This window comes from Neorhizobium sp. DAR64860/K0K1 (assembly GCF_050500205.1).
Lineage (GTDB): Bacteria > Pseudomonadota > Alphaproteobacteria > Rhizobiales > Rhizobiaceae > Neorhizobium > Neorhizobium soli.
Genome location: NZ_CP191459.1, coordinates 606,806 through 625,199, shown reverse-complemented (window position 1 = coordinate 625,199; position 18,394 = coordinate 606,806). Strand labels below are relative to the sequence as shown.

Here is an 18,394-nt window from a genome sequence, read left to right as displayed (position 1 = left end):
GTTAGACCAGACGCTTATCGTGGAACGCAAGTGTCCGCGTAGCAGTCGTTATGGTCGATCGTTCTGATGAACGTCTGCGCCCTTGGGATTGGATCGTGAAGATACTGATCCGGCCCCAGCATTTTGCGGAGGTTCAGTTCCAGCGTATCGAGCAGATCGAAATTGACCGCTACCATTTCGCAAGTCCAGCCAGCGCGATGACGGGACCATCCCTTTTTGTGATGGGCGAGCAGGCGTGCTCGCAAGCTGTAGCCATGGTAGTCGAAAGCGACAGTGCCATCCGTCACATAGACATGCGCGCCAGGAAATCCATCCGCCGGAACAATCCGTTCCGCATAAAAACCCGCGACGGGCGGGTGAAGCAGATAGGTACCGGCCAGAATATGGCATGCTCCATGCCCGAAGAAAATTCGGTCGGGCAGCATCCAACGACGCACGGGGTCTTTCTTGATGCCGCTTTTCAGGATGTACATTCGGCAAGCATGACCTGATTCTGCCGAAACAAAAACGGCCCCTCCCCGCGAAACGGAGAGAGGCCGTTCATTTTGACATATCAGTTAGCGCGGCAGGACGCTCGATCCCATCAGCGCTTCGTCGATGGCTCTTGCTGCCTGACGGCCTTCGCGGATCGCCCACACCACCAACGACTGGCCGCGGCGAACGTCGCCGGCGGTCCACAGCTTGTCGACCGAGGTCTTGTAGTCGCGCTCGTTGGCGATGACGTTGGTCGAGCCGCGACGATCGACATTGAGCGCCAGCTTGCCGTCGAGTTCGGACAGAACGCTGTCGGTTGCCGGACCGGAGAAGCCGATGGCGATGAAGGCGAGATCGGCCTTGATGATGAAGTCGGTGCCCGCGATCGGTTGGCGGCGATCATCCACTTCGCAGCAGCGAACGCCGGTCAGCTGGCCGTCTTCTCCGACGAATTCGAGCGTTGCTACCTGAAACTCGCGGATCGCGCCTTCGGCCTGGCTGGACGAGGTGCGCATCTTGGTGGCCCAGAATGGCCAGACGGCAAGCTTGTCTTCCTTTTCCGGCGGCTGCGGGCGGATGTCGAGCTGGGTCACCTTGACGGCGCCCTGGCGGAACGCGGTACCGACGCAGTCGGACGCCGTATCGCCACCGCCGACGACGACGATATGCTTGCCACCGGCAAGGATCGGCTCGGCGGCCCAGGCGACGCTATCGATATTCTCGCGGCCGATACGGCGGTTCTGCTGCACGAGATACGGCATCGCATCATAGACGCCGTGCAGTTCCGTGCCGGGAATGCCGGCCGGACGCGGGGTTTCGGAACCGCCGCAATAGAGCACGGCATCGAATTCCGCGGTCAGTTCCTCGACCTTCTTGTCGACGCCGATATTGACGCCGTAGTGGAAGGTCACGCCTTCGCCGGTCATCTGCTCGACGCGGCGGTCGATGAAATTCTTCTCCATCTTGAAGTCAGGAATGCCGTAACGCAGCAGGCCGCCGGCCTTGGACTCACGCTCGAACAGATGCACATCGTGACCGGCACGCGAAAGCTGCTGGGCCGCCGCCATGCCGGCAGGACCCGAACCGATCACGGCAACCTTGCGGCCACTCTTCACGGTCGCCGGCTGCGGCACGATATACCCGAGCTCATAGGCCTTGTCGGCAATCGCCTGCTCGACGGTCTTGATCGCGACCGGCGCATCTTCGAGATTGAGCGTGCAGGCTTCCTCGCACGGCGCGGGACAAACGCGACCGGTGAATTCCGGGAAGTTGTTGGTGGAATGAAGGTTGCGGATCGCCTCCTCCCACTTGTTGTTGTAGACGAGGTCGTTCCAATCGGGAATCTGGTTATGAACCGGGCAGCCGGTCGGACCGTGGCAATAGGGAATGCCACAGTCCATGCAGCGCGCCGCCTGTTTCGTCACTTCCGCATCCGACATCGGAATGGTGAATTCGCGGAAATGGCGGATACGATCGGACGCCGGCTGGTACTTGCCAACCTGCCGGTCGATTTCCATGAATCCAGTGACCTTGCCCATGTCTACTTCCCTCAATCTCGTTGTTCTTGTCGAAATGCCCCTCATCCGCCTGCCGGCACCTTCTCCCCGTAAACGGGGCGAAGGGTGGCGCCGCACCGTCTCGATGTCCCCTCGCCCCGTTTACGGGGAGAGGGTGCGCCGAGCGAAGCGGAGGCGGGGTGAGGGGCAGCTGCGGTTTACTCCGCAGCCACGCCCATCCGCATCCGTTCCATTTCCACCAGCGCGCGGCGATATTCGACCGGCATGACCTTGCGGAACTTTGGACGGAACTCGCTCCAGCGGTCGAGAATGTCCTTGGCGCGGGTGGAGCCCGTGTAGTGCATGTGGTTGGAGATCAGCTGGTAGAGCCGTTCCTCGTCGTGACGCGTCATGTCTTCGGAAACGTCCACACGTCCCTTGTGCATGATGTCGCCGCCGTGATGGTGGAGCTTTTCCAGCATGTCGTCTTCTTCCGGAACCGGCTCCAGTTCCACCATCGCCATGTTGCAGCGCTTGGCGAAATCGCCCGTCTCGTCCAGCACGTAAGCCACGCCACCCGACATGCCGGCTGCGAAGTTGCGGCCGGTTTCGCCAAGCACGACGACGATGCCGCCGGTCATGTATTCGCAGCCATGGTCGCCCACGCCCTCGACCACCGCGATGGCGCCCGAGTTGCGCACCGAGAAACGCTCGCCGGCAACGCCGCGGAAATAGCACTCGCCGGTGGTTGCGCCGTAAAGCACGGTGTTTCCGACGATGATCGAGTTCTCGGCGACGATGTTGGAGTTTTCCGGCGGCCGCACGATGATACGTCCGCCCGACAAGCCCTTGCCGACATAGTCGTTGCCGTCACCGATCAGGTCGAACGTGATGCCGCGTGCGAGGAACGCCGCGAACGACTGTCCGGCCGTGCCGCGCAGCGACACATGGATCGTGTCGTCCTTCAGGCCCTTCTGGCCCCAGCGCTTGACCAGCGCGCCAGAGAGCATCGCTCCGACGGACCGGTCGACGTTCTTGATCGGCACTTCGAAGACGACGGGCTCCTTGCTATCAAGGGCTGCCTGCGACTTCTCGATCAGCTTGCGGTCGAGGATGTCGTCGATCGGATGCTTCTGCCGCTCGGTCCAGTAGGTCGCAGACTTTGGAGCCGGCACCTTGTGGAACAGCTTGGTGAAATCGAGGCCCTGCGACTTCCAATGCGCCAGCATGTCGTCCTTCTCGAGCAGCTCGGAAAGGCCGATGATCTCGTCGAACTTGGTAAAGCCAAGCGATGCGAGGATCTCGCGCACTTCTTCGGCCACGAAGAAGAAGTAGTTGATCACGTGTTCCGGCGTGCCCTTGAAGCGCTTGCGCAGAACCGGATCCTGCGTGGCGACACCGACGGGGCAGGTGTTGAGATGGCACTTGCGCATCATGATGCAGCCGGCGGCAATGACAGGTGCCGTCGCAAAGCCGAACTCGTCGGCTCCAAGCAGCGCGCCGATGATGACGTCGCGGCCGGTCTTCAGGCCACCATCGACCTGCAGCGCGATGCGCGACCGCAAACCGTTCAGCACCAGCGTCTGCTGGGTCTCGGCAAGGCCGATTTCCCAAGGCGAACCCGCATGCTTCAGCGATGTCAGTGGCGAAGCACCCGTGCCGCCGTCAAAGCCTGCGACCGTGATATGGTCGGCGCGTGCCTTGGCAACGCCTGCCGCAACCGTGCCGACGCCCACTTCAGAGACCAGCTTGACGGAGATGTCGGAGGTCGGGTTGACGTTCTTCAGGTCGTAGATCAGCTGCGCCAGATCTTCGATCGAATAGATGTCGTGATGCGGCGGCGGCGAGATGAGGCCGACACCCGGCGTCGAGTGACGGGTCTTGGCAACGGTCGCATCCACCTTGTGGCCGGGCAGCTGACCGCCCTCGCCGGGCTTTGCGCCCTGCGCCACCTTGATCTGCAGCATATCGGCATTGACCAGATACTCGGTCGTTACGCCGAAACGGCCGGATGCGATCTGCTTGATCGCCGAGCGTTCGGGGTTCATGGAACCGTCGGCCAGCGGCAGATAGCGATCGCTTTCCTCGCCGCCTTCGCCGGTGTTCGACTTGCCGCCGATGCGGTTCATGGCGATTGCCAGCGTCGTATGCGCCTCACGCGAAATCGAGCCGAACGACATGGCGCCGGTCGAGAACCGCTTGACGATATCGACTGCCGGTTCGACTTCGTCGAGCGACACCGGCTTGCGGCCGGACCTTTCCGCCGACTTGATCTTGAACAGGCCGCGAATGGTGTTCATCCGCACCGCGCTCTCGTTCACCATTTCGGCAAACTCGCGGTAGCGATCCTGGCTGTTGCCGCGCACGGCGTGCTGCAGGGTGGCGACCACATCCGGCGTCCAGGCATGGCTTTCGCCACGCATGCGGTAGGCATATTCGCCGCCGATATCGAGCGAGGAGGCCAGAACCGGATCCTTGCCGAAGGCTGCGCGGTGGCGGGTGACGGTTTCCTCGGCGATATGATCGAGACCGATACCTTCGATCGACGTCGCTGTGCCGAAGAAATACTGGTTGACCAGCTCCGTGTTCAGACCGACGGCATCGAAGATCTGGCCGCCGCAATAGGACTGGTAGGTCGAGATGCCCATCTTGGACATGACCTTGAGAATGCCCTTGCCGACCGCCTTGATATAGCGCGAGACGATTTCGGAACTGTCCACTTCCTTCGGAAACTCACCGCGCATGTGCATGTCGGTCAGCGTATCGAAGGCGAGATAGGGGTTGATGGCTTCTGCACCATAACCGGCGAGAAGGCAGAAATGGTGGATCTCGCGCGGCTCGCCCGATTCGACGACGAGACCGACCGAGGTGCGAAGACCCTTGCGGATCAGGTGGTGATGCACGGCAGCAGTCGCCAGAAGCGCCGGGATGGCAATCCGGTCCGGTCCGATCTGGCGGTCGGAGAGGACGATGATGTTATAGCCGCCCTTGACCGCCGCTTCCGCACGCTCGCAGAGGCGATCGAGCATTTCCGGCATGCCTTCGGCGCCACGCTCGATATCGTAGGTGAAATCGAGCGTCTTGGTGTCGAAGCGGTCTTCCGTGTGACCGATCGAGCGGATCTTTTCCAGATCGCCATTGGTAAGGATCGGCTGGCGAACTTCGAGCCGCTTGGCGTTTGCAGCACCTTCATGGTCGAGAATGTTCGGGCGCGGCCCGATGAACGAGACGAGGCTCATGACGAGCTCTTCGCGGATCGGATCGATCGGCGGGTTCGTCACCTGCGCAAAGTTCTGCTTGAAATAGGTGTAGAGCAGCTTCGACTTTTGCGACATCGCCGAGATCGGCGTGTCGGTGCCCATCGAGCCCACGGCTTCCTGACCGGTCGTCGCCATCGGCGACATCAGGATCTTGGTGTCTTCGGATGTGTAGCCGAACGCCTGCTGGCGATCGAGCAGCGACACGTCGCGGCGCAGCGCGCGCGGTTCGACCGGCTTCAGGTCCTCGAGGATCAGCTGCGTGCGATCCAGCCACTTTTCGTAAGGGTGGCGGGTTGCAAGCGTGGTCTTCAACTCCTCGTCGGAGATGATCTGACCCTTTTCCATGTCGATCAGCAGCATCTTGCCAGGCTGCAGACGCCACTTCTTGATGATGCTTTCTTCCGGCACCGGCAGCGTGCCGGCTTCGGATGCCAGAATGATGCGGTCGTCGTCGGTGACGAGATAACGGGCCGGGCGCAGACCGTTGCGGTCGAGCGTCGCGCCGATCTGGCGGCCATCGGTAAAGCACACGGCAGCCGGACCATCCCATGGCTCCATCAGAGCCGCATGGTATTCGTAGAAAGCCTTGCGCTCCTTCGACATCGACTGGTTGCCGGCCCAGGCTTCGGGGATCAGCATCATCATCGCATGCGCCAGCGAATAGCCGCCGCGCAGCAGGAATTCGAGCGCGTTGTCGAAGCAGGCCGTATCCGACTGGCCCTCGTAGGAGATCGGCCAGAGCTTGGAAATGTCGTCGCCGAACAGCGGCGATGACACCGACGCCTGACGCGCCGCCATCCAGTTGACATTGGAGCGCAGCGTGTTGATTTCGCCGTTATGGGCAACCATGCGGTATGGATGCGCGAGCTTCCAGGACGGAAACGTGTTGGTCGAGAACCGCTGGTGCACGAGGGCGACAGCACTTTCAAACCGCGGGTCGGCCAGATCCTTGTAATAGGCGCCGACCTGATAGGCGAGGAACATGCCCTTGTAGACGATCGTCGTCGATGACAGCGATACCGGATAGAAGCCGGTTTCCTGACCGCCGAACTGATCGTAGATACGGTTGGAGATGACCTTGCGAATGAGGAAGAGCTTGCGCTCGAAATCCTGATTGGTCGCGGCATCGCGGCCGGCGCCAATGAACACCTGGAGGTGATAGGGCTCGGTACCGGCAATATCCGGCGCCTTGGACAGCGAGGAGTTGTCGACGGGCACTTCGCGGAAGCCGATGAACTGCTGGCCCTCTTCGGCCGTCACATCGACGATGACCTTCTTGAAGTGCTCGATCTGATCCGGGTCGCGCGGCAGGAAGAAGTGACCCACCGCATACTCGCCAGCCTTGGGCAGGGTGATGCCCTGCTTTGCCATTTCCTCGCGGAAGAACTTGTCGGGGATCTGCAGCAGAATGCCGGCACCATCGCCCATCAGCGGATCAGCGCCGACGGCGCCGCGATGGGTGAGGTTTTCCAGAATGAACAGGCCATCCTTGATGATCTGGTGCGACTTCTGGCCCTTCATATGGGCGATGAAGCCGACGCCGCAGGCATCGTGCTCGTTGCGCGGGTTGTAAAGACCTTGTGCTGCCGGAATACCGGAGGCAATGAATGGCAGACGCTGTTCGACGCCCGAGCCAGCTTCCGCCGCGGTCGCGGTGGCGGGCAGACAGTGCACTTCAGGAACATTCTTCGTCATTGCTATTCCTCCTGTTGGCCACTCACGATCGAGCTTGCAAACGGCGTATTCTTCATTTCACCCGAAGAAATGCCTCGTCCTTTCAGGTGGCAGACTGCTGGAGCAGCAAGCCCTTGAGAGCACGAAGCATACCCTTGAACACGTCGACGGTCACCGCTCAGACACGAAAAACCGCCTTCAGTTCAAAAATTAGGACAACATTTCTGTCCTAATTCGCAAATTCTATGACATATGTGCCGCCTATCTTCAATCCCCGGGCCACGAAAAAGTTAAAGCTAAACGACACTTGATTGCTGCTTGCGATGCAAGGTTGAAATAATCTTGCGTCGCGAATGGAAAAACTCGGCTTTGATTACGCTGCACGAGCAGACACCGCCCTTCGGCACGTTTCCGGATTGATCAACGGTCCAAAAGGCTTATGGTCCGCCTCGCTCAAAGCCCCGCATCTTATCCCACATCGCTTGCAAGGTACCGTCATGTTCTTCGCCTCGGACAACTGGGCTGGCGCCCATCCCGCAATCAATGAACGCTTGTCGAAGGAATCCACCCGCTTTGCCGCGGCCTACGGCAATAGCGAGCTCGACCGCTCGATCGAGGCGCGCTTCAACGAGATGTTCGAGCGCGAAGTCGCCGTCTTCTTCGTCGCGACCGGCACGGCAGCCAATTCGCTAGCGCTTGCGAGCGTCGCCCGCGCCGGCGGCCTCACCTTCTGCCATTCAGAAGCCCATGTGATCGAGGACGAATGCGGAGCACCCGACTTCTTCTCGGGCATGCGCATGGTCGCGGTCGAGGGCCCGGCCGGCAAAATGCTGCCGGAAAACCTCGTGGAGCGTATTTCACGCTACCCGCAGGACGCCATTCACCACGGCCGCGCCGCCGCCATCACCATGACGCAGGCAACAGAAGTCGGCACGATCTATACGCTCGATGAAATCGACGCGATCGCAAAGATCGCCAAGGACAACGGTCTGCCGCTGCATATGGACGGCGCCCGCTTCGCCAACGCACTCGTGGCGCTCGATTGCTCGCCCGCCGAGATGACATGGAAGCGCGGCGTCGACGTGCTGTCCTTCGGCGGCACCAAGAACGGCTGCTGGTGCGCGGAAGCGATCGTGTTCTTCAATCCTGATCTCGCCAAGGATTTCGCATTCCTGCGCAAGCGCAGCGCACAGCTGTTTTCGAAATCGCGCTTTATCGCAGCCCAGTTCGACGCCTATCTGAAGGACGACCTGTGGATGGGTCTCGCCGGCCATGCCAACACCATGGCCGATCGCCTGCGCACTGGCTTCGGCGCGCTCAACAGCGCAAGGCTTGCCTGGCCGACGACATCGAACGAAGTGTTCGCGGTCCTGCCGAAAGCCTCAGCCAAGGCCGCCGAAGAACAGGGCGCACGCTTCTACAACTGGCCGGCACCCCGCGACATTCCGGAAAAGGTCAAGGCAGACGAAGTGCTCATCCGCATGGTCACATCGTTTGCGACCACGGAAGAGGACGTCGACCAGTTCCTGTCGATCTGCGCTTCCGCCTGATCGTCAGCCCTGCTTTTGCGGCGCAATCTGCGCCGTAATCAGGCTGGACAGGGCCTCGACCAGCGCGGCATCTGCGCCGCGCCTGGAAATCAGCACGAACTCGACATCCTGCAGCGTTGGCAAACGGTCCCCGGTGATCTCCTTGAGGCCTTCGGGCGCCATGCTGCGCGGCTGCACGAGCACGCCCATTCCCGCCCGCGCCGCAGCCGTCAGACCGCTGAGACTGCCGCAGGTGCAGACGATCCGCCAGGACATACCGGCTCCATCCAGCGCCTCCTGCGCCACCCGCCGCGTGATCGAGGGCGACGGGAAGGCGATCAGCGGCAGAGCATCGGTCCGGTCGATCATGCGCTCCGGATCCCGCGCCAGCCACACAAGCGGCTCGCGGTAGAGCAGACGCCCATGGGTTTCCCCCACATGCCGTTTGGCGAGAACCAGATCGAGATCGCCCGCGTCCTGCATCTGGTTGAGCACGGCCGACAGCGCCACGGTCAGCTCCAGATCGACCAGTGGATGCAGACGAATAAAATCTTCGAGAATGCCCGTCAGCCGGCTCGCAACCACATCCTCGGAAACGCCGAGCCGCAATCTGCCACGCAGCCGGCTTTCGCCGAACAGCGACGACACCTTGCTGTTCAGATCCAGCATTCCGCGCGCATAGCCCAGCAGCGCCTCCCCTTCCGTCGTCAGCCGCACGTGGTGCGTATCCCGCGAAACGAGCTGACGCCCGAGCGACTTTTCCAACCGCTGGATATGCTGGGTAACGGTCGATTGTCCGAGCCCCAGCCGCGCTGCCGTATCGGTAAAACTTCCCGTCTGCTCCAGCACGAGAAAACTGTTCAGGTGATGCAGGTTGAGCATGGTTATCCGACTTCACGATAGCTGTTAGTGTTTGCATTCAAATTCATGATAAGCGAAGACAGCCTCGACAAACAATGAAATCGTCGAAGGATTTTCCATGCGCCGCTACCTGCCGGATCGCTTCACCGTCATGCTCGTCTGCACCGTCATCCTCGCCTCCTTCCTGCCGATCCAGGGTGTATGGGCGGAATGGTTCGGGGTGGCGACCGACATCGCCATCGGCCTGCTTTTCTTTCTGCATGGCGCTCGCCTGTCGCGGGATGTGGTGGTCGCAGGCGTCCTGCACTGGCGCCTGCATCTGACGATTCTTTTGACGACGTTCGCGATCTTCCCGATCCTTGGGCTCATGATCGGGTTCGTTCCAGAAGACATCCTGCCGGCACCGCTTTACATGGGCATCCTCTTCCTCTGCGTGCTGCCGTCCACCGTGCAGTCGTCGATCGCCTTTACCTCGATGGCGGGCGGCAACGTGCCGGCGGCAATCGTTGCGGCATCCGGTTCCAACATTCTCGGCATGTTCCTGACCCCGCTTCTGGTCGGCCTGCTTCTGTCGACGACCGGCGACGCCGGCGTTTCGACCGATGCCATCCAGAAGATCGGTCTTCAGCTTCTGGCACCGTTCATCGCCGGCCAGATCCTGCAGCCGTGGATCGGCAACTGGATCCGCTCCAAGAAGAAGATCCTCTCGCCCGTCGACCGCGGCTCGATCCTGATGGTCGTCTACCTCGCCTTCTCGGAAGCGGTCATCGAAGGAATCTGGAGCCGATTTTCGGTGAGCGACATCGCGGCAGTCGTCGTCATCGACATGCTGCTTCTGACCGTCGTCATCTGCATCACTATGTTCGGCAGCAGACTGCTCGGCTTCAAGAAAGAAGACGAGATCACCATCACCTTCTGCGGCTCGAAAAAATCGCTGGCAAGCGGCGTACCGATGGCCAACGCCATCTTCTCCGGCCAGTCGGCCTCGATCGGCGCCATCGTACTGCCGATCATGCTGTTCCATCAGATCCAGCTGATGGCCTGCGCCGCGATCGCCCAGAAATACGCCGATCGCGCCAGGGCCAAGGAAGAAGCCCTCGCCAAGGTCGCCGCAGCCTGAAACCGGCGTGCAGACCTTAAGGTGTGCCAATCAGGGCCGAAGCTTTGGCCCTGATCAATCCCACGCAAAAACGCCCCTTCCCCGGCAAGGGAAGAGGCGTCTGTATGCTACCCGTGACTGGAGGTCATTGGGCTGTCATTACTCTCTGTGGCGGGTCAGTTGACCTGCTGCGGAGCGATCTGTGCTTCGATCGTCTTGACGCTGTCGGACGCATCGGCCGCAATCGAGATACGGCGTGGCTTCAGCGCTTCCGGAATGTTGCGCACCAGATCGATGTGCAAGAGACCGTTCTTCAGCGAAGCGGTTTCGACTTCCACGTGATCGGCGAGCTGGAAGCGGCGCTCGAAGGCGCGCTTGGCGATGCCGCGGTAGAGATATTCGGTCTCGGCACCGGCTTCGTCATCGCTCTTCTCGCCCTTCACGGTCAGCGAATGGGCCTGGAATTCGATCGAGAGTTCCTTCTCGTCAAATCCCGCGACAGCCATCGTGATGCGATAGGTGTTGTCGCCGGTCCGCTCGATATTGTAGGGCGGATAGCTCTGCGCCTGATCGCCAAGGTTGCGATTGTCGAGCAGATTGAAGAGACGGTCGAAACCGACGGTGGAGCGGTACAGGGGGGAAAAATCGACGTGACGCATAAAGTCCTCCATTGAAGCGACGTTGCGGTTTAGCTTTGGTGTCTCACCCCGTTCTGGCGATGAAGACCCCGTTCTGCAGGCCCTTTCGGCGCCTGCAGAGGAAAGATGGGAATTGATTTTCCGTCATTCAAGAGGTTTTTTCATTGGGGAAATTCATCCCGTGACGGGCTCGGCTTCCTGGTTATAGGCCGACAGGTCAGAGTTCTCCGCTCCGGCCTCGCCTCTATCCGCATCCACCATTTCAGATGATTTCACTTGACGTGGCGGCCCGGATCGCTTGAGCCTGTCGGCATGACTGACACGCCCCACGCCTCACAGACCCTGTTGCGATCGACCCCGGAAAATCCGGCGCCGGCCGATTACACCGCTGGCCATTTCACCGGTCACCGCGGCACGAAGCTGCGTTACGCGCTTTTCCGCTCACCGGTCTCACCGGTCTCACCGGCCCGCGGCACGATCGTGCTGCTGCAGGGGCGCAATGAGTTCATCGAGAAATATTTCGAGACTATCCGCGAGCTCAACGCGATGGGCCTGTGGGTCGCGACCTACGATCTGCGCGGCCAGGGCGGTTCCGACCGCGAGACACGGCATCTGAAAAAAGGCCATGTCAGACATTTCTCTGACTACCAGAAAGACCTCGACATCTTTCTCGAGCAGATCGTGCTTCCGGATGCGCGCCTGCCGTTTTTTCTGATCGCCCATTCCACCGGCGCGCTGATCGCCCTGTCGTCGGCGCCGAAACTCGCCAACCGGATCAGCCGCATGGCGCTGCTGTCGCCCTATATCGGCTTTCAGGGCCAGGCCCTGCCGGAACGCATCGTCTGGCCGCTTTCGACGGTCATGCGCTGGACCGGGTTCGGCAAGATCCAGCTTGGCGGAGACAAGCGCTTCATACCCTTCGAACGAAACGGCCTGACCGGCGATCGCACCCGCTTCGAGCGAAATCTCGGCCTCTACGCTGCCTATCCGGAACTGACAGTCGGCGCACCGACGGCCGGCTGGGTTCACGAGACCCTTCGCGCAGGCCGGCGCGTCTCGTCGCAGGCGCATCTGACACGGATCACCATTCCGACGCTGATCATCGCGCCTGTCCTCGATGGCGTCGTGCCCTATTCGGCCCAGGAGGAACTCTCGCGCAATTTCCGGGCGGCACAGCTCATCACCATCACCGGCGGCCGCCATGAGCTGCTGCAGGAAAAGAATATCTACCGGGCCCAGGTGATGGCGGCGCTCGAGGCCTTCATGCCTGGGCTCGATGGCGGCATAGACCTCAGCGAAACCGCGGCCTGACCCGTCTTATCGGCGCGCCAGCAGCGCAAGCGCTTCGGCGTGCACGCTACGCGAACCGGCGGCGATGATATTGCCGCCGTTCTCCGGCCGGCCACCATCCCAATCGGTGATGATGCCGCCCGCCTGCTCGATGATCGGGATCAGCGCACCGACATCATAGGGCTGCAGATTATTCTCGACCACGAGATCGATATGCCCGCCCGCCAGAAGGCAATAGGCGTAGCAATCGCAGCCATAACGGAACAGCCGCACCTTCTCTTCGATCGACCGGTAAAGGGCCAGATCCTCGCCCTCGAAAATATGCGGTGACGTGGTGAAGAGAACGGCGTCGGACAGCTGTCCGCAGTCACGCACCGAAAGCACGGCCTCACCACCCGGGCCGCGATAGGTTGCGACCTTGCCATCGGCAAAATAGCGTTCGCCGGTAAACGGCTGGTCCATCATGCCCATCGTGGCCCGACCATTCGACTGCAAGCCGATCAGCGTGCCCCACAGCGGCACGCCTGAGATAAAGGCCCGCGTCCCGTCGATCGGATCGATGACCCAGACATGCTCGCGGTCGAGCCCGACATTTCCATGCTCTTCGCCCAAGATGCCGTGTTCGGGAAACCGCGCCTCGATCAGGGCCCGGATGGCGGTTTCCGCCGCCCTGTCGCCCTCGGTCACCGGATCGAAACCGCCGGCCAGCTTGTTGACGACGGAGACACCGGTGCGGAAGCGCGGAAGCGTCTGCTCGCGGGCGGCATCGGCGAGCGTATCGAAAAAGGCGCGATCAGGCAGCATCAAAAACTCCGTCCCAGAAAAGCTGCCCCTGTTCTAAAGCAGGTCTTGGCGCTTAGAAAGGCCTGAACCGCTCTTGGACTGACCAAAACGCGGTCACTTCGCCAAATAATGATGCAATTTTCATCACGCAAATTAATTGATTGACAAATGTGCATAACGGACGTAGCGTCTTCCTACAGTCTTTGACTGTAAATACCCTCCTTGGGTGTTTCCTCCCTAGACTTAGCCGCGCTGTAAGCGCGGTTTTTTTTGTCCGAAATACAGGGGTGGAAGGGTATCGCGATGAGCACGCAGATGTCTGCATGCTGCGGCATCGAATGCGCTCTGTCAGGGAAGTCGGCTACCTCGGCGATCGAAGTCAGCCTGATGCGGGGATACTATTCCGCTGCGAGCGCAGTGTCGCTGGCCGAAAAATCAGCGACGAAGTCGGCCATCTGGCGCATGAACAGCGAGAGTGCGGCGGCGATCGCATCAAATTCCGGCCGCTTCGAAAGCGTCCCCTCATCCACGTAAAGCCCGCGGTTGATCTCGATCTGCAGCGCGTGCAGGCCGCGCACGGGCCGGCCGTAATGTTCGGTGATGAAGCCGCCAGCATAGGGTTTGTTGCGCACGGCGGCAAAACCCATCTCGCTCAGGAAGCTGAGCGCCGCGCGCGAAATTTCGGCAGACGCGCTTGTGCCGTAACGATCGCCGATGATGAAGTCGGGCTTCACGTTCGAACCCGAAAGCCGGATATTGCCAGGCATCGAGTGACAATCAATCAGCACGCAGATGCCGAACCGGGCATGCGTGGCCGCGATCAGCCGGCGCAGGCAGGCATGGTATGGCTTGTAGATTGCCTCGATCCGGGACAGGCCCTCCGCCACCGAAAGCTTGCGCCGGTAGATATCCATGTTCTCGGCGACGATGCGCGGAATGGTGCCGAGCCCACCGGCAACGCGCATCGATCCGATATTGGCGTAAGGCGGCAACGGACCATCGAACATACGCGGATCGAGTTCGAACGGCTCGCGATTGACGTCGAGATAAGCCCGCGGAAAATGCGCGGCAAGCAGAGGCGCGCCAAGTTCCGGCGCATCGGCAAAGAGATCGTCGACATAATGATCTGCCGAACGGCGAATCGCCATCGAGTCGAGATTGCTGTCGGCAAGAAAGCTTTCCGGGTAGCACCGGCCGCTATGGGGAGAGTTGTACACGAAGGGAATGGTTTGCCTGGCGGGTTCCCTTACTTCGAAATGCTCAGGATCGCCGGCGTTGAAATCCATTCCGTTTTTACCATGTCATGAACAAGTCGGATGAGGTATGTTGCCAGTTGCCCGGCGGGAAGTCCATACTATGTAATCCCACCAAGGCTGCTTCGGCTCTTATTAAACGGATGTTTACCGTCAATTGAGAGTGTAGACGGCCATACAGCCACGACTCATAGACAGATAGCGGTCCCCGAGATGCTTCCAAAAATCCTTCTCGCCGAAGATGACAACGACATGCGCCGGTTCCTGGTGAAAGCGTTGGAAAAGGCGGGCTACAAGGTCATTTCCTTCGACAACGGCGCCAGCGCCTACGACCGGCTCCGCGAAGAGCCTTTCTCGCTGCTCCTGACCGACATCGTCATGCCGGAGATGGACGGCATCGAGCTCGCCCGCCGCGCGACCGAACTCGACCCCGATCTCAAGGTCATGTTCATCACAGGGTTTGCCGCCGTCGCTCTGAATTCTGATTCGAAGGCCCCGAAGGATGCAAAGGTTCTCTCCAAGCCCTTCCACCTGCGCGATCTTGTGGACGAAGTGAACAAGCTTCTGGCCGCGTAAGCCCGGTTTTCCGGCGGCTCTCAAAAAGACTTCACAAAACCGGAAAAAGCCTATTGACGGCACATCGGTTTCTGTGGTCTTAAGCCGCCCATCGGATGGGCGTATAGCTCAGCGGGAGAGCACTACGTTGACATCGTAGGGGTCACAGGTTCAATCCCTGTTACGCCCACCATCCTGATTAGCCGCAAGGCACGAAAGGCTTCTGGGAAACCGGAAGCCTTTTTCGTTTCAAGCCGTTAACCGACCGCATAACGTCCCGTCACCATTCTTCCATCCGTAACAATACCAATAGCGCGAGGCTTGCGGATGCGGGAGCTTGTGGGTCTGAGTTTGTGGCTGGCCTCTCGGCCAGTGGCACTCAGGCGGCCGGGGTCGTGTGGGGCTCCGGCCGCTTCAATAGCGCTTCACTTCCCGAATTTACCGCAAACAAAAGCCGCCCGTGGAAGCTCCAGGGCGGCTTTGCTGTGTTGATCCTTGGGGTCTTTCTTAGAAGACCACGGCGCCTGCCGTCAGTGCCAGAACCAGGAAGATCAGGAAGATCACGATAGCGATAAAGAACAGGATTTTCGCGATGCCCGCGGTGGCAGAGGAGACGCCGGAGAAGCCGAGGAAGCCTGAAATCACGGAGATGACGAGAAAGATGAGAGCCCATTTCAACATGGTATTATTCCTTCATATTTGATGCGGGAACAACGTGACAAAAGGTTCCAGGTTCCAGCGCCGTGATGGCCGCGAAGAAATATTCCGGCAAAAATGTGAACTACGCGTCGGCAAGCAGATGCACTCGTCCCGAGATGCCGATCGACACCCGGTCGCCTGACGCAAGCAGCTCGCGGCCGGGGATATCCAGGCGGAAGGAAATCTCGCCCTCGGCGATACCGTCTCCGGCGAGTGTTATCCTCGCATCAAGCGATGGCCCGCAGAAAACCACGTCGCTGACCACAGCCGAGACCCCGTTGTCCGGCGCGTATTCGATCCGGCTGACGGTAAACTGCTCAGGCCGGATCATGATCTGCGCCCGGCCGCGATAGGTGACGTCCGCAACCTCTAGCCGGCCGATCGGGCTGTCGGCTATCCCGTCGCTCACCATGGCCGGCAGCACGACCGCTTCTCCGAGAAAGGTGGCCGTCGCCCGGTCGACGGGTTTCAGATAGACCTCGCGCGGCGTGCCGACCTGGGCGAATTTTCCCGCCCGCATCACGACCAGCTCATCGGCGAAGGCAAGCGCTTCCGCCTGGTCATGGGTCACGAGAATGGTGGTGACGCCGGCAGCCGACAGTACGTCGGCCACAGCCTTTCGGGTGGCGGTCCTCAGGCCCATGTCGAGCGCCGAGAAGGGTTCGTCCAGCAGCATCAGCCGTGGCCTGCGGGCAAGCGCCCTTGCCAGCGCCACACGCTGCTGCTGGCCGCCGGAGAGCTGATCCGGCTTGCGGGCAAGCATCGCCCCGTCAAGTCCGACCATTTCCATCAGTTCCGCAGCCCTTGCCAGTTTGGCCGTGCGATCCGCATCCATGCCGAAACCGATATTGTCGAGCACCGAGAGATGCGGAAACAGGCAGCCGTCCTGCGCCACGATGCCGATATTACGTCGGTAGGCAGCGACATGCGCGTCCGCATTGGACATGATCTCGCCGCCAAGCGTGATCGAGCCGGCGTCAGGAACCTCGAACCCGGCGATCAGCCGTAGCAGAGTGGTCTTGCCGCAGCCGGAAGGGCCGACGATGGCCGTGCGGCTTCCGCTTTGGGCTGCAAGGTCGACACCGGCAACGGCTGCGACGGAACCGTAGCTCTTGGCAACGGAGGAAAGGGTAAGCAGCGTCATCGCCCGGCGATCTTTTTTGACTGGTGGTGAAGGAGAAGGGTGAGCGGAAGCGAAAACAGGATCATCAGCAGCGCATAGGGTGCGGCTCCCGCATAGTCGATCTCGCTGGTCAGCGCCCAGAATGCCATGGCAAGCGTGCGCGTGCCGTTGGGCGCAAGCATCTGGGTCGCGGTCAGCTCGTTCATGATGCCGAGCGAGGAAAGCGCCATGGCAGATGCAGCGCCGGGCGCCGCCAGCCGCACTGTGGTGGACCAGAGCGCCCGCGCGGGCGAACGTCCGAGACTTTCGGCCGCCTGTTCCAGCTCTGCCGGCACCTGCGCGATGCTGGCGCGCAGGCTGACCAGCGCCCGCGGCAGAAACATGATGACGTAAGCGATGACGATCGTCGCCACCGTCTGGTAAAGCGGCAGCATCACCCGGATCGAGATCGTCACCAGAGCGAGCGCGACAACCACGCCCGGCATCGAGCTTGCGAGATAATAGCAGCCTTCGAGAAACCGACTGGAACGCGTCGGGCGGCGCACCGAAAGCCAGGCGATCGGCACGGCGGCAGCAGCCGTCGCCACACCGCCGATCACGCAGATCGTCAGCGTCTGGGAAAGGGCCAACCCGATCTCGCTGAATTGCCAGATATCAGCACCACCGGCGATCAGCCAGCGCCCGAGCGTCAGCACCGGCACGCCAAGCGAAACCGCAGTAGTCACGACCGGCAGCAGCAGGCAGGGATATCGCCAGACGCCAAGCGAGGCGCGCACCGGATGGCGGGCAACGCCCGAGCCCAGCCGGGCATAGCGACGGCGGCCCCGCACAGCGGCATCGACGCCGATCAGCACGAAGCAGCAGGCCACCAGCACCAGCGCCAGCATATGCGCTGCAACGCCGTTGTAGGTGGACTGGAACTGGTCAAGAATTGCCGTCGTGAATGTGTCGAACCGGATCATCGCATAGAGCCCGTATTCCGACAGGAGATGCAGGCTGATCAGCAGCGCCCCGCCACACAGTGACAGTCTGAGTTGCGGCAACACAACACGCCGCATGACAGCAGCGGGCGAAAGACCGAGAGAGGCCGCCTGATCCTCCAGTGCCGGATCGATCAGCCGAAGGGCCGCCGACACGGGAAGGTAGACGAAGGGAAAGTAGGTCACGACCGAGATCGCGACGCCCGCTCCAAGCCCGTTCAGCCGCGGCCACATACCGATCCAGGCATAGGACTGCACGAAAGCGGGAATGGCGAGCGGCACGATGGCAAGCCAGGCCCATAGCTTTGCACCCGGCAGGTCGGTGCGCTCCGTCAGCCAGGCAAGCGCCGTTGCAAGAACCAGCGCGATCGGCACCGTGAAGACGATCAGCGCAACGGTATTGAACAGGAGGTCGCCGACACGGGAACGGAAGATCAGCTGCGATGCCGTTTCCCAGCCGGTCGCAACCGTTGCCCAGAACACGAACCCGAGCGGCGTCAGCGTCAGGGCGGCAATCGCAACGGCGATTGCCAGCGTCCAAGACGATCCGGCAAGGGGTTTCCCCGCAGGCTTCCGGCGCGGCCGGCTGGCAACCATGCTCTCGGTGGTAAACGTCATCGCGTGCTCAAGAAAGAAGAGACATCGCAGGTACGCCCTGCGATGTCCGTGCGCAACAGGAT

General features: G+C 61.0%; 14 protein-coding genes and 1 tRNA gene. 5 read left to right on the top strand and 10 right to left on the bottom strand.

Annotation, left to right across the window (positions count from 1 at the left end):
• Positions 1 to 14: 14 nt before the first annotated feature.
• The 3 genes from ACQY1J_RS07525 to gltB all read right to left on the bottom strand — a co-directional run bounded on the left by ACQY1J_RS07525 (position 15) and on the right by gltB (position 6,925).
• Positions 15 to 473 carry a hypothetical protein gene (locus ACQY1J_RS07525; RefSeq protein ID WP_249407466.1) on the bottom strand — a complete coding sequence of 153 codons (459 nt, stop codon included), beginning with the start codon at positions 471 to 473 and terminating at the stop codon, positions 15 to 17.
• An 84-nt stretch (positions 474 to 557) separates the two neighbouring features.
• Positions 558 to 2,012 carry a glutamate synthase subunit beta gene (locus ACQY1J_RS07520; RefSeq protein WP_062582335.1) on the bottom strand — a complete coding sequence of 485 codons (1,455 nt, stop codon included), beginning with the start codon at positions 2,010 to 2,012 and terminating at the stop codon, positions 558 to 560.
• Between the two features lie 176 nt (positions 2,013 to 2,188).
• Complete coding sequence (gene gltB / locus ACQY1J_RS07515) at positions 2,189 to 6,925, bottom strand: glutamate synthase large subunit (RefSeq protein ID WP_430251095.1); 4,737 nt, start codon at positions 6,923 to 6,925, stop codon at positions 2,189 to 2,191.
• A gap of 476 nt (positions 6,926 to 7,401) precedes the next feature.
• On the opposite strand from gltB, the gene ACQY1J_RS07510 reads away from it, so the two are divergent.
• Positions 7,402 to 8,454 (top strand): threonine aldolase family protein, encoded by a 1,053-nt coding sequence (locus tag ACQY1J_RS07510; RefSeq protein ID WP_430251094.1) that lies wholly within the window; start codon positions 7,402 to 7,404, stop codon positions 8,452 to 8,454.
• A 3-nt stretch (positions 8,455 to 8,457) separates the two neighbouring features.
• Here ACQY1J_RS07510 and ACQY1J_RS07505 read toward each other — a convergent pair whose 3' ends face one another.
• A complete protein-coding gene (locus ACQY1J_RS07505; protein WP_062460971.1) occupies positions 8,458 to 9,315 on the bottom strand; it encodes a LysR family transcriptional regulator in 858 nt (285 codons plus the stop codon).
• 97 nt (positions 9,316 to 9,412) lie between these two features.
• Here ACQY1J_RS07505 and ACQY1J_RS07500 point away from each other — a divergent pair, with 97 nt between their 5' ends.
• Positions 9,413 to 10,414 (top strand): bile acid:sodium symporter family protein, encoded by a 1,002-nt coding sequence (locus ACQY1J_RS07500; protein WP_062582327.1) that lies wholly within the window; start codon positions 9,413 to 9,415, stop codon positions 10,412 to 10,414.
• Positions 10,415 to 10,569: 155 nt separating this feature from the next.
• Here ACQY1J_RS07500 and ACQY1J_RS07495 read toward each other — a convergent pair whose 3' ends face one another.
• On the bottom strand, positions 10,570 to 11,052 hold the full coding sequence (locus tag ACQY1J_RS07495; RefSeq protein WP_062460976.1) for an Hsp20 family protein: 483 nt from the start codon (positions 11,050 to 11,052) through the stop codon (positions 10,570 to 10,572).
• 291 nt (positions 11,053 to 11,343) lie between these two features.
• Here ACQY1J_RS07495 and ACQY1J_RS07490 point away from each other — a divergent pair, with 291 nt between their 5' ends.
• On the top strand, positions 11,344 to 12,342 hold the full coding sequence (locus ACQY1J_RS07490; RefSeq protein ID WP_430251093.1) for an alpha/beta fold hydrolase: 999 nt from the start codon (positions 11,344 to 11,346) through the stop codon (positions 12,340 to 12,342).
• A gap of 6 nt (positions 12,343 to 12,348) precedes the next feature.
• On the opposite strand, the gene hisN is transcribed toward ACQY1J_RS07490, so the two are convergent.
• Together hisN and ACQY1J_RS07480 are read right to left on the bottom strand one after the other, a co-directional pair.
• The gene (hisN, locus tag ACQY1J_RS07485; RefSeq protein ID WP_092659804.1) at positions 12,349 to 13,125 is read right to left on the bottom strand and encodes a histidinol-phosphatase; all 777 of its coding nucleotides are present in this window, start codon (positions 13,123 to 13,125) and stop codon (positions 12,349 to 12,351) included.
• A 377-nt stretch (positions 13,126 to 13,502) separates the two neighbouring features.
• On the bottom strand, positions 13,503 to 14,390 hold the full coding sequence (locus ACQY1J_RS07480) for an N-formylglutamate amidohydrolase (RefSeq protein WP_174196122.1): 888 nt from the start codon (positions 14,388 to 14,390) through the stop codon (positions 13,503 to 13,505).
• A gap of 180 nt (positions 14,391 to 14,570) precedes the next feature.
• Here ACQY1J_RS07480 and cpdR1 point away from each other — a divergent pair, with 180 nt between their 5' ends.
• Together cpdR1 and ACQY1J_RS07470 are read left to right on the top strand one after the other, a co-directional pair.
• On the top strand, positions 14,571 to 14,933 hold the full coding sequence (gene cpdR1, locus ACQY1J_RS07475) for a response regulator CpdR1 (RefSeq protein ID WP_062460988.1): 363 nt from the start codon (positions 14,571 to 14,573) through the stop codon (positions 14,931 to 14,933).
• Positions 14,934 to 15,030: 97 nt separating this feature from the next.
• Positions 15,031 to 15,105 (top strand) — tRNA-Val (locus tag ACQY1J_RS07470).
• 314 nt (positions 15,106 to 15,419) lie between these two features.
• On the opposite strand, the gene ACQY1J_RS07465 is transcribed toward ACQY1J_RS07470, so the two are convergent.
• From ACQY1J_RS07465 to ACQY1J_RS07455, 3 genes are all read right to left on the bottom strand, one after another.
• Positions 15,420 to 15,593 carry a DUF1328 domain-containing protein gene (locus ACQY1J_RS07465; RefSeq protein WP_082471987.1) on the bottom strand — a complete coding sequence of 58 codons (174 nt, stop codon included), beginning with the start codon at positions 15,591 to 15,593 and terminating at the stop codon, positions 15,420 to 15,422.
• A gap of 100 nt (positions 15,594 to 15,693) precedes the next feature.
• Positions 15,694 to 16,755 carry an ABC transporter ATP-binding protein gene (locus ACQY1J_RS07460; protein WP_430251092.1) on the bottom strand — a complete coding sequence of 354 codons (1,062 nt, stop codon included), beginning with the start codon at positions 16,753 to 16,755 and terminating at the stop codon, positions 15,694 to 15,696.
• Positions 16,752 to 18,332, bottom strand: a complete 1,581-nt coding sequence (locus ACQY1J_RS07455; protein ID WP_430251091.1) for an ABC transporter permease — start codon at positions 18,330 to 18,332, stop codon at positions 16,752 to 16,754. The genes ACQY1J_RS07460 and ACQY1J_RS07455 overlap by 4 nt, the downstream gene beginning before the upstream one ends.
• Between the last annotated feature and the right edge of the window lie 62 nt (positions 18,333 to 18,394).

Coding starts and splice junctions, on each gene's coding strand:
- ACQY1J_RS07525 (WP_249407466.1), bottom strand. CDS start 473: ATGTACATCCTGAAAAGCGGCATCAAGAAAGACCCCGTGCGTCGTTGG.
- ACQY1J_RS07520 (WP_062582335.1), bottom strand. CDS start 2,012: ATGGGCAAGGTCACTGGATTCATGGAAATCGACCGGCAGGTTGGCAAG.
- gltB (WP_430251095.1), bottom strand. CDS start 6,925: ATGACGAAGAATGTTCCTGAAGTGCACTGTCTGCCCGCCACCGCGACC.
- ACQY1J_RS07510 (WP_430251094.1), top strand. CDS start 7,402: ATGTTCTTCGCCTCGGACAACTGGGCTGGCGCCCATCCCGCAATCAAT.
- ACQY1J_RS07505 (WP_062460971.1), bottom strand. CDS start 9,315: ATGCTCAACCTGCATCACCTGAACAGTTTTCTCGTGCTGGAGCAGACG.
- ACQY1J_RS07500 (WP_062582327.1), top strand. CDS start 9,413: ATGCGCCGCTACCTGCCGGATCGCTTCACCGTCATGCTCGTCTGCACC.
- ACQY1J_RS07495 (WP_062460976.1), bottom strand. CDS start 11,052: ATGCGTCACGTCGATTTTTCCCCCCTGTACCGCTCCACCGTCGGTTTC.
- ACQY1J_RS07490 (WP_430251093.1), top strand. CDS start 11,344: ATGACTGACACGCCCCACGCCTCACAGACCCTGTTGCGATCGACCCCG.
- hisN (WP_092659804.1), bottom strand. CDS start 13,125: ATGCTGCCTGATCGCGCCTTTTTCGATACGCTCGCCGATGCCGCCCGC.
- ACQY1J_RS07480 (WP_174196122.1), bottom strand. CDS start 14,390: ATGGATTTCAACGCCGGCGATCCTGAGCATTTCGAAGTAAGGGAACCC.
- cpdR1 (WP_062460988.1), top strand. CDS start 14,571: ATGCTTCCAAAAATCCTTCTCGCCGAAGATGACAACGACATGCGCCGG.
- ACQY1J_RS07465 (WP_082471987.1), bottom strand. CDS start 15,593: ATGTTGAAATGGGCTCTCATCTTTCTCGTCATCTCCGTGATTTCAGGC.
- ACQY1J_RS07460 (WP_430251092.1), bottom strand. CDS start 16,755: ATGACGCTGCTTACCCTTTCCTCCGTTGCCAAGAGCTACGGTTCCGTC.
- ACQY1J_RS07455 (WP_430251091.1), bottom strand. CDS start 18,332: ATGACGTTTACCACCGAGAGCATGGTTGCCAGCCGGCCGCGCCGGAAG.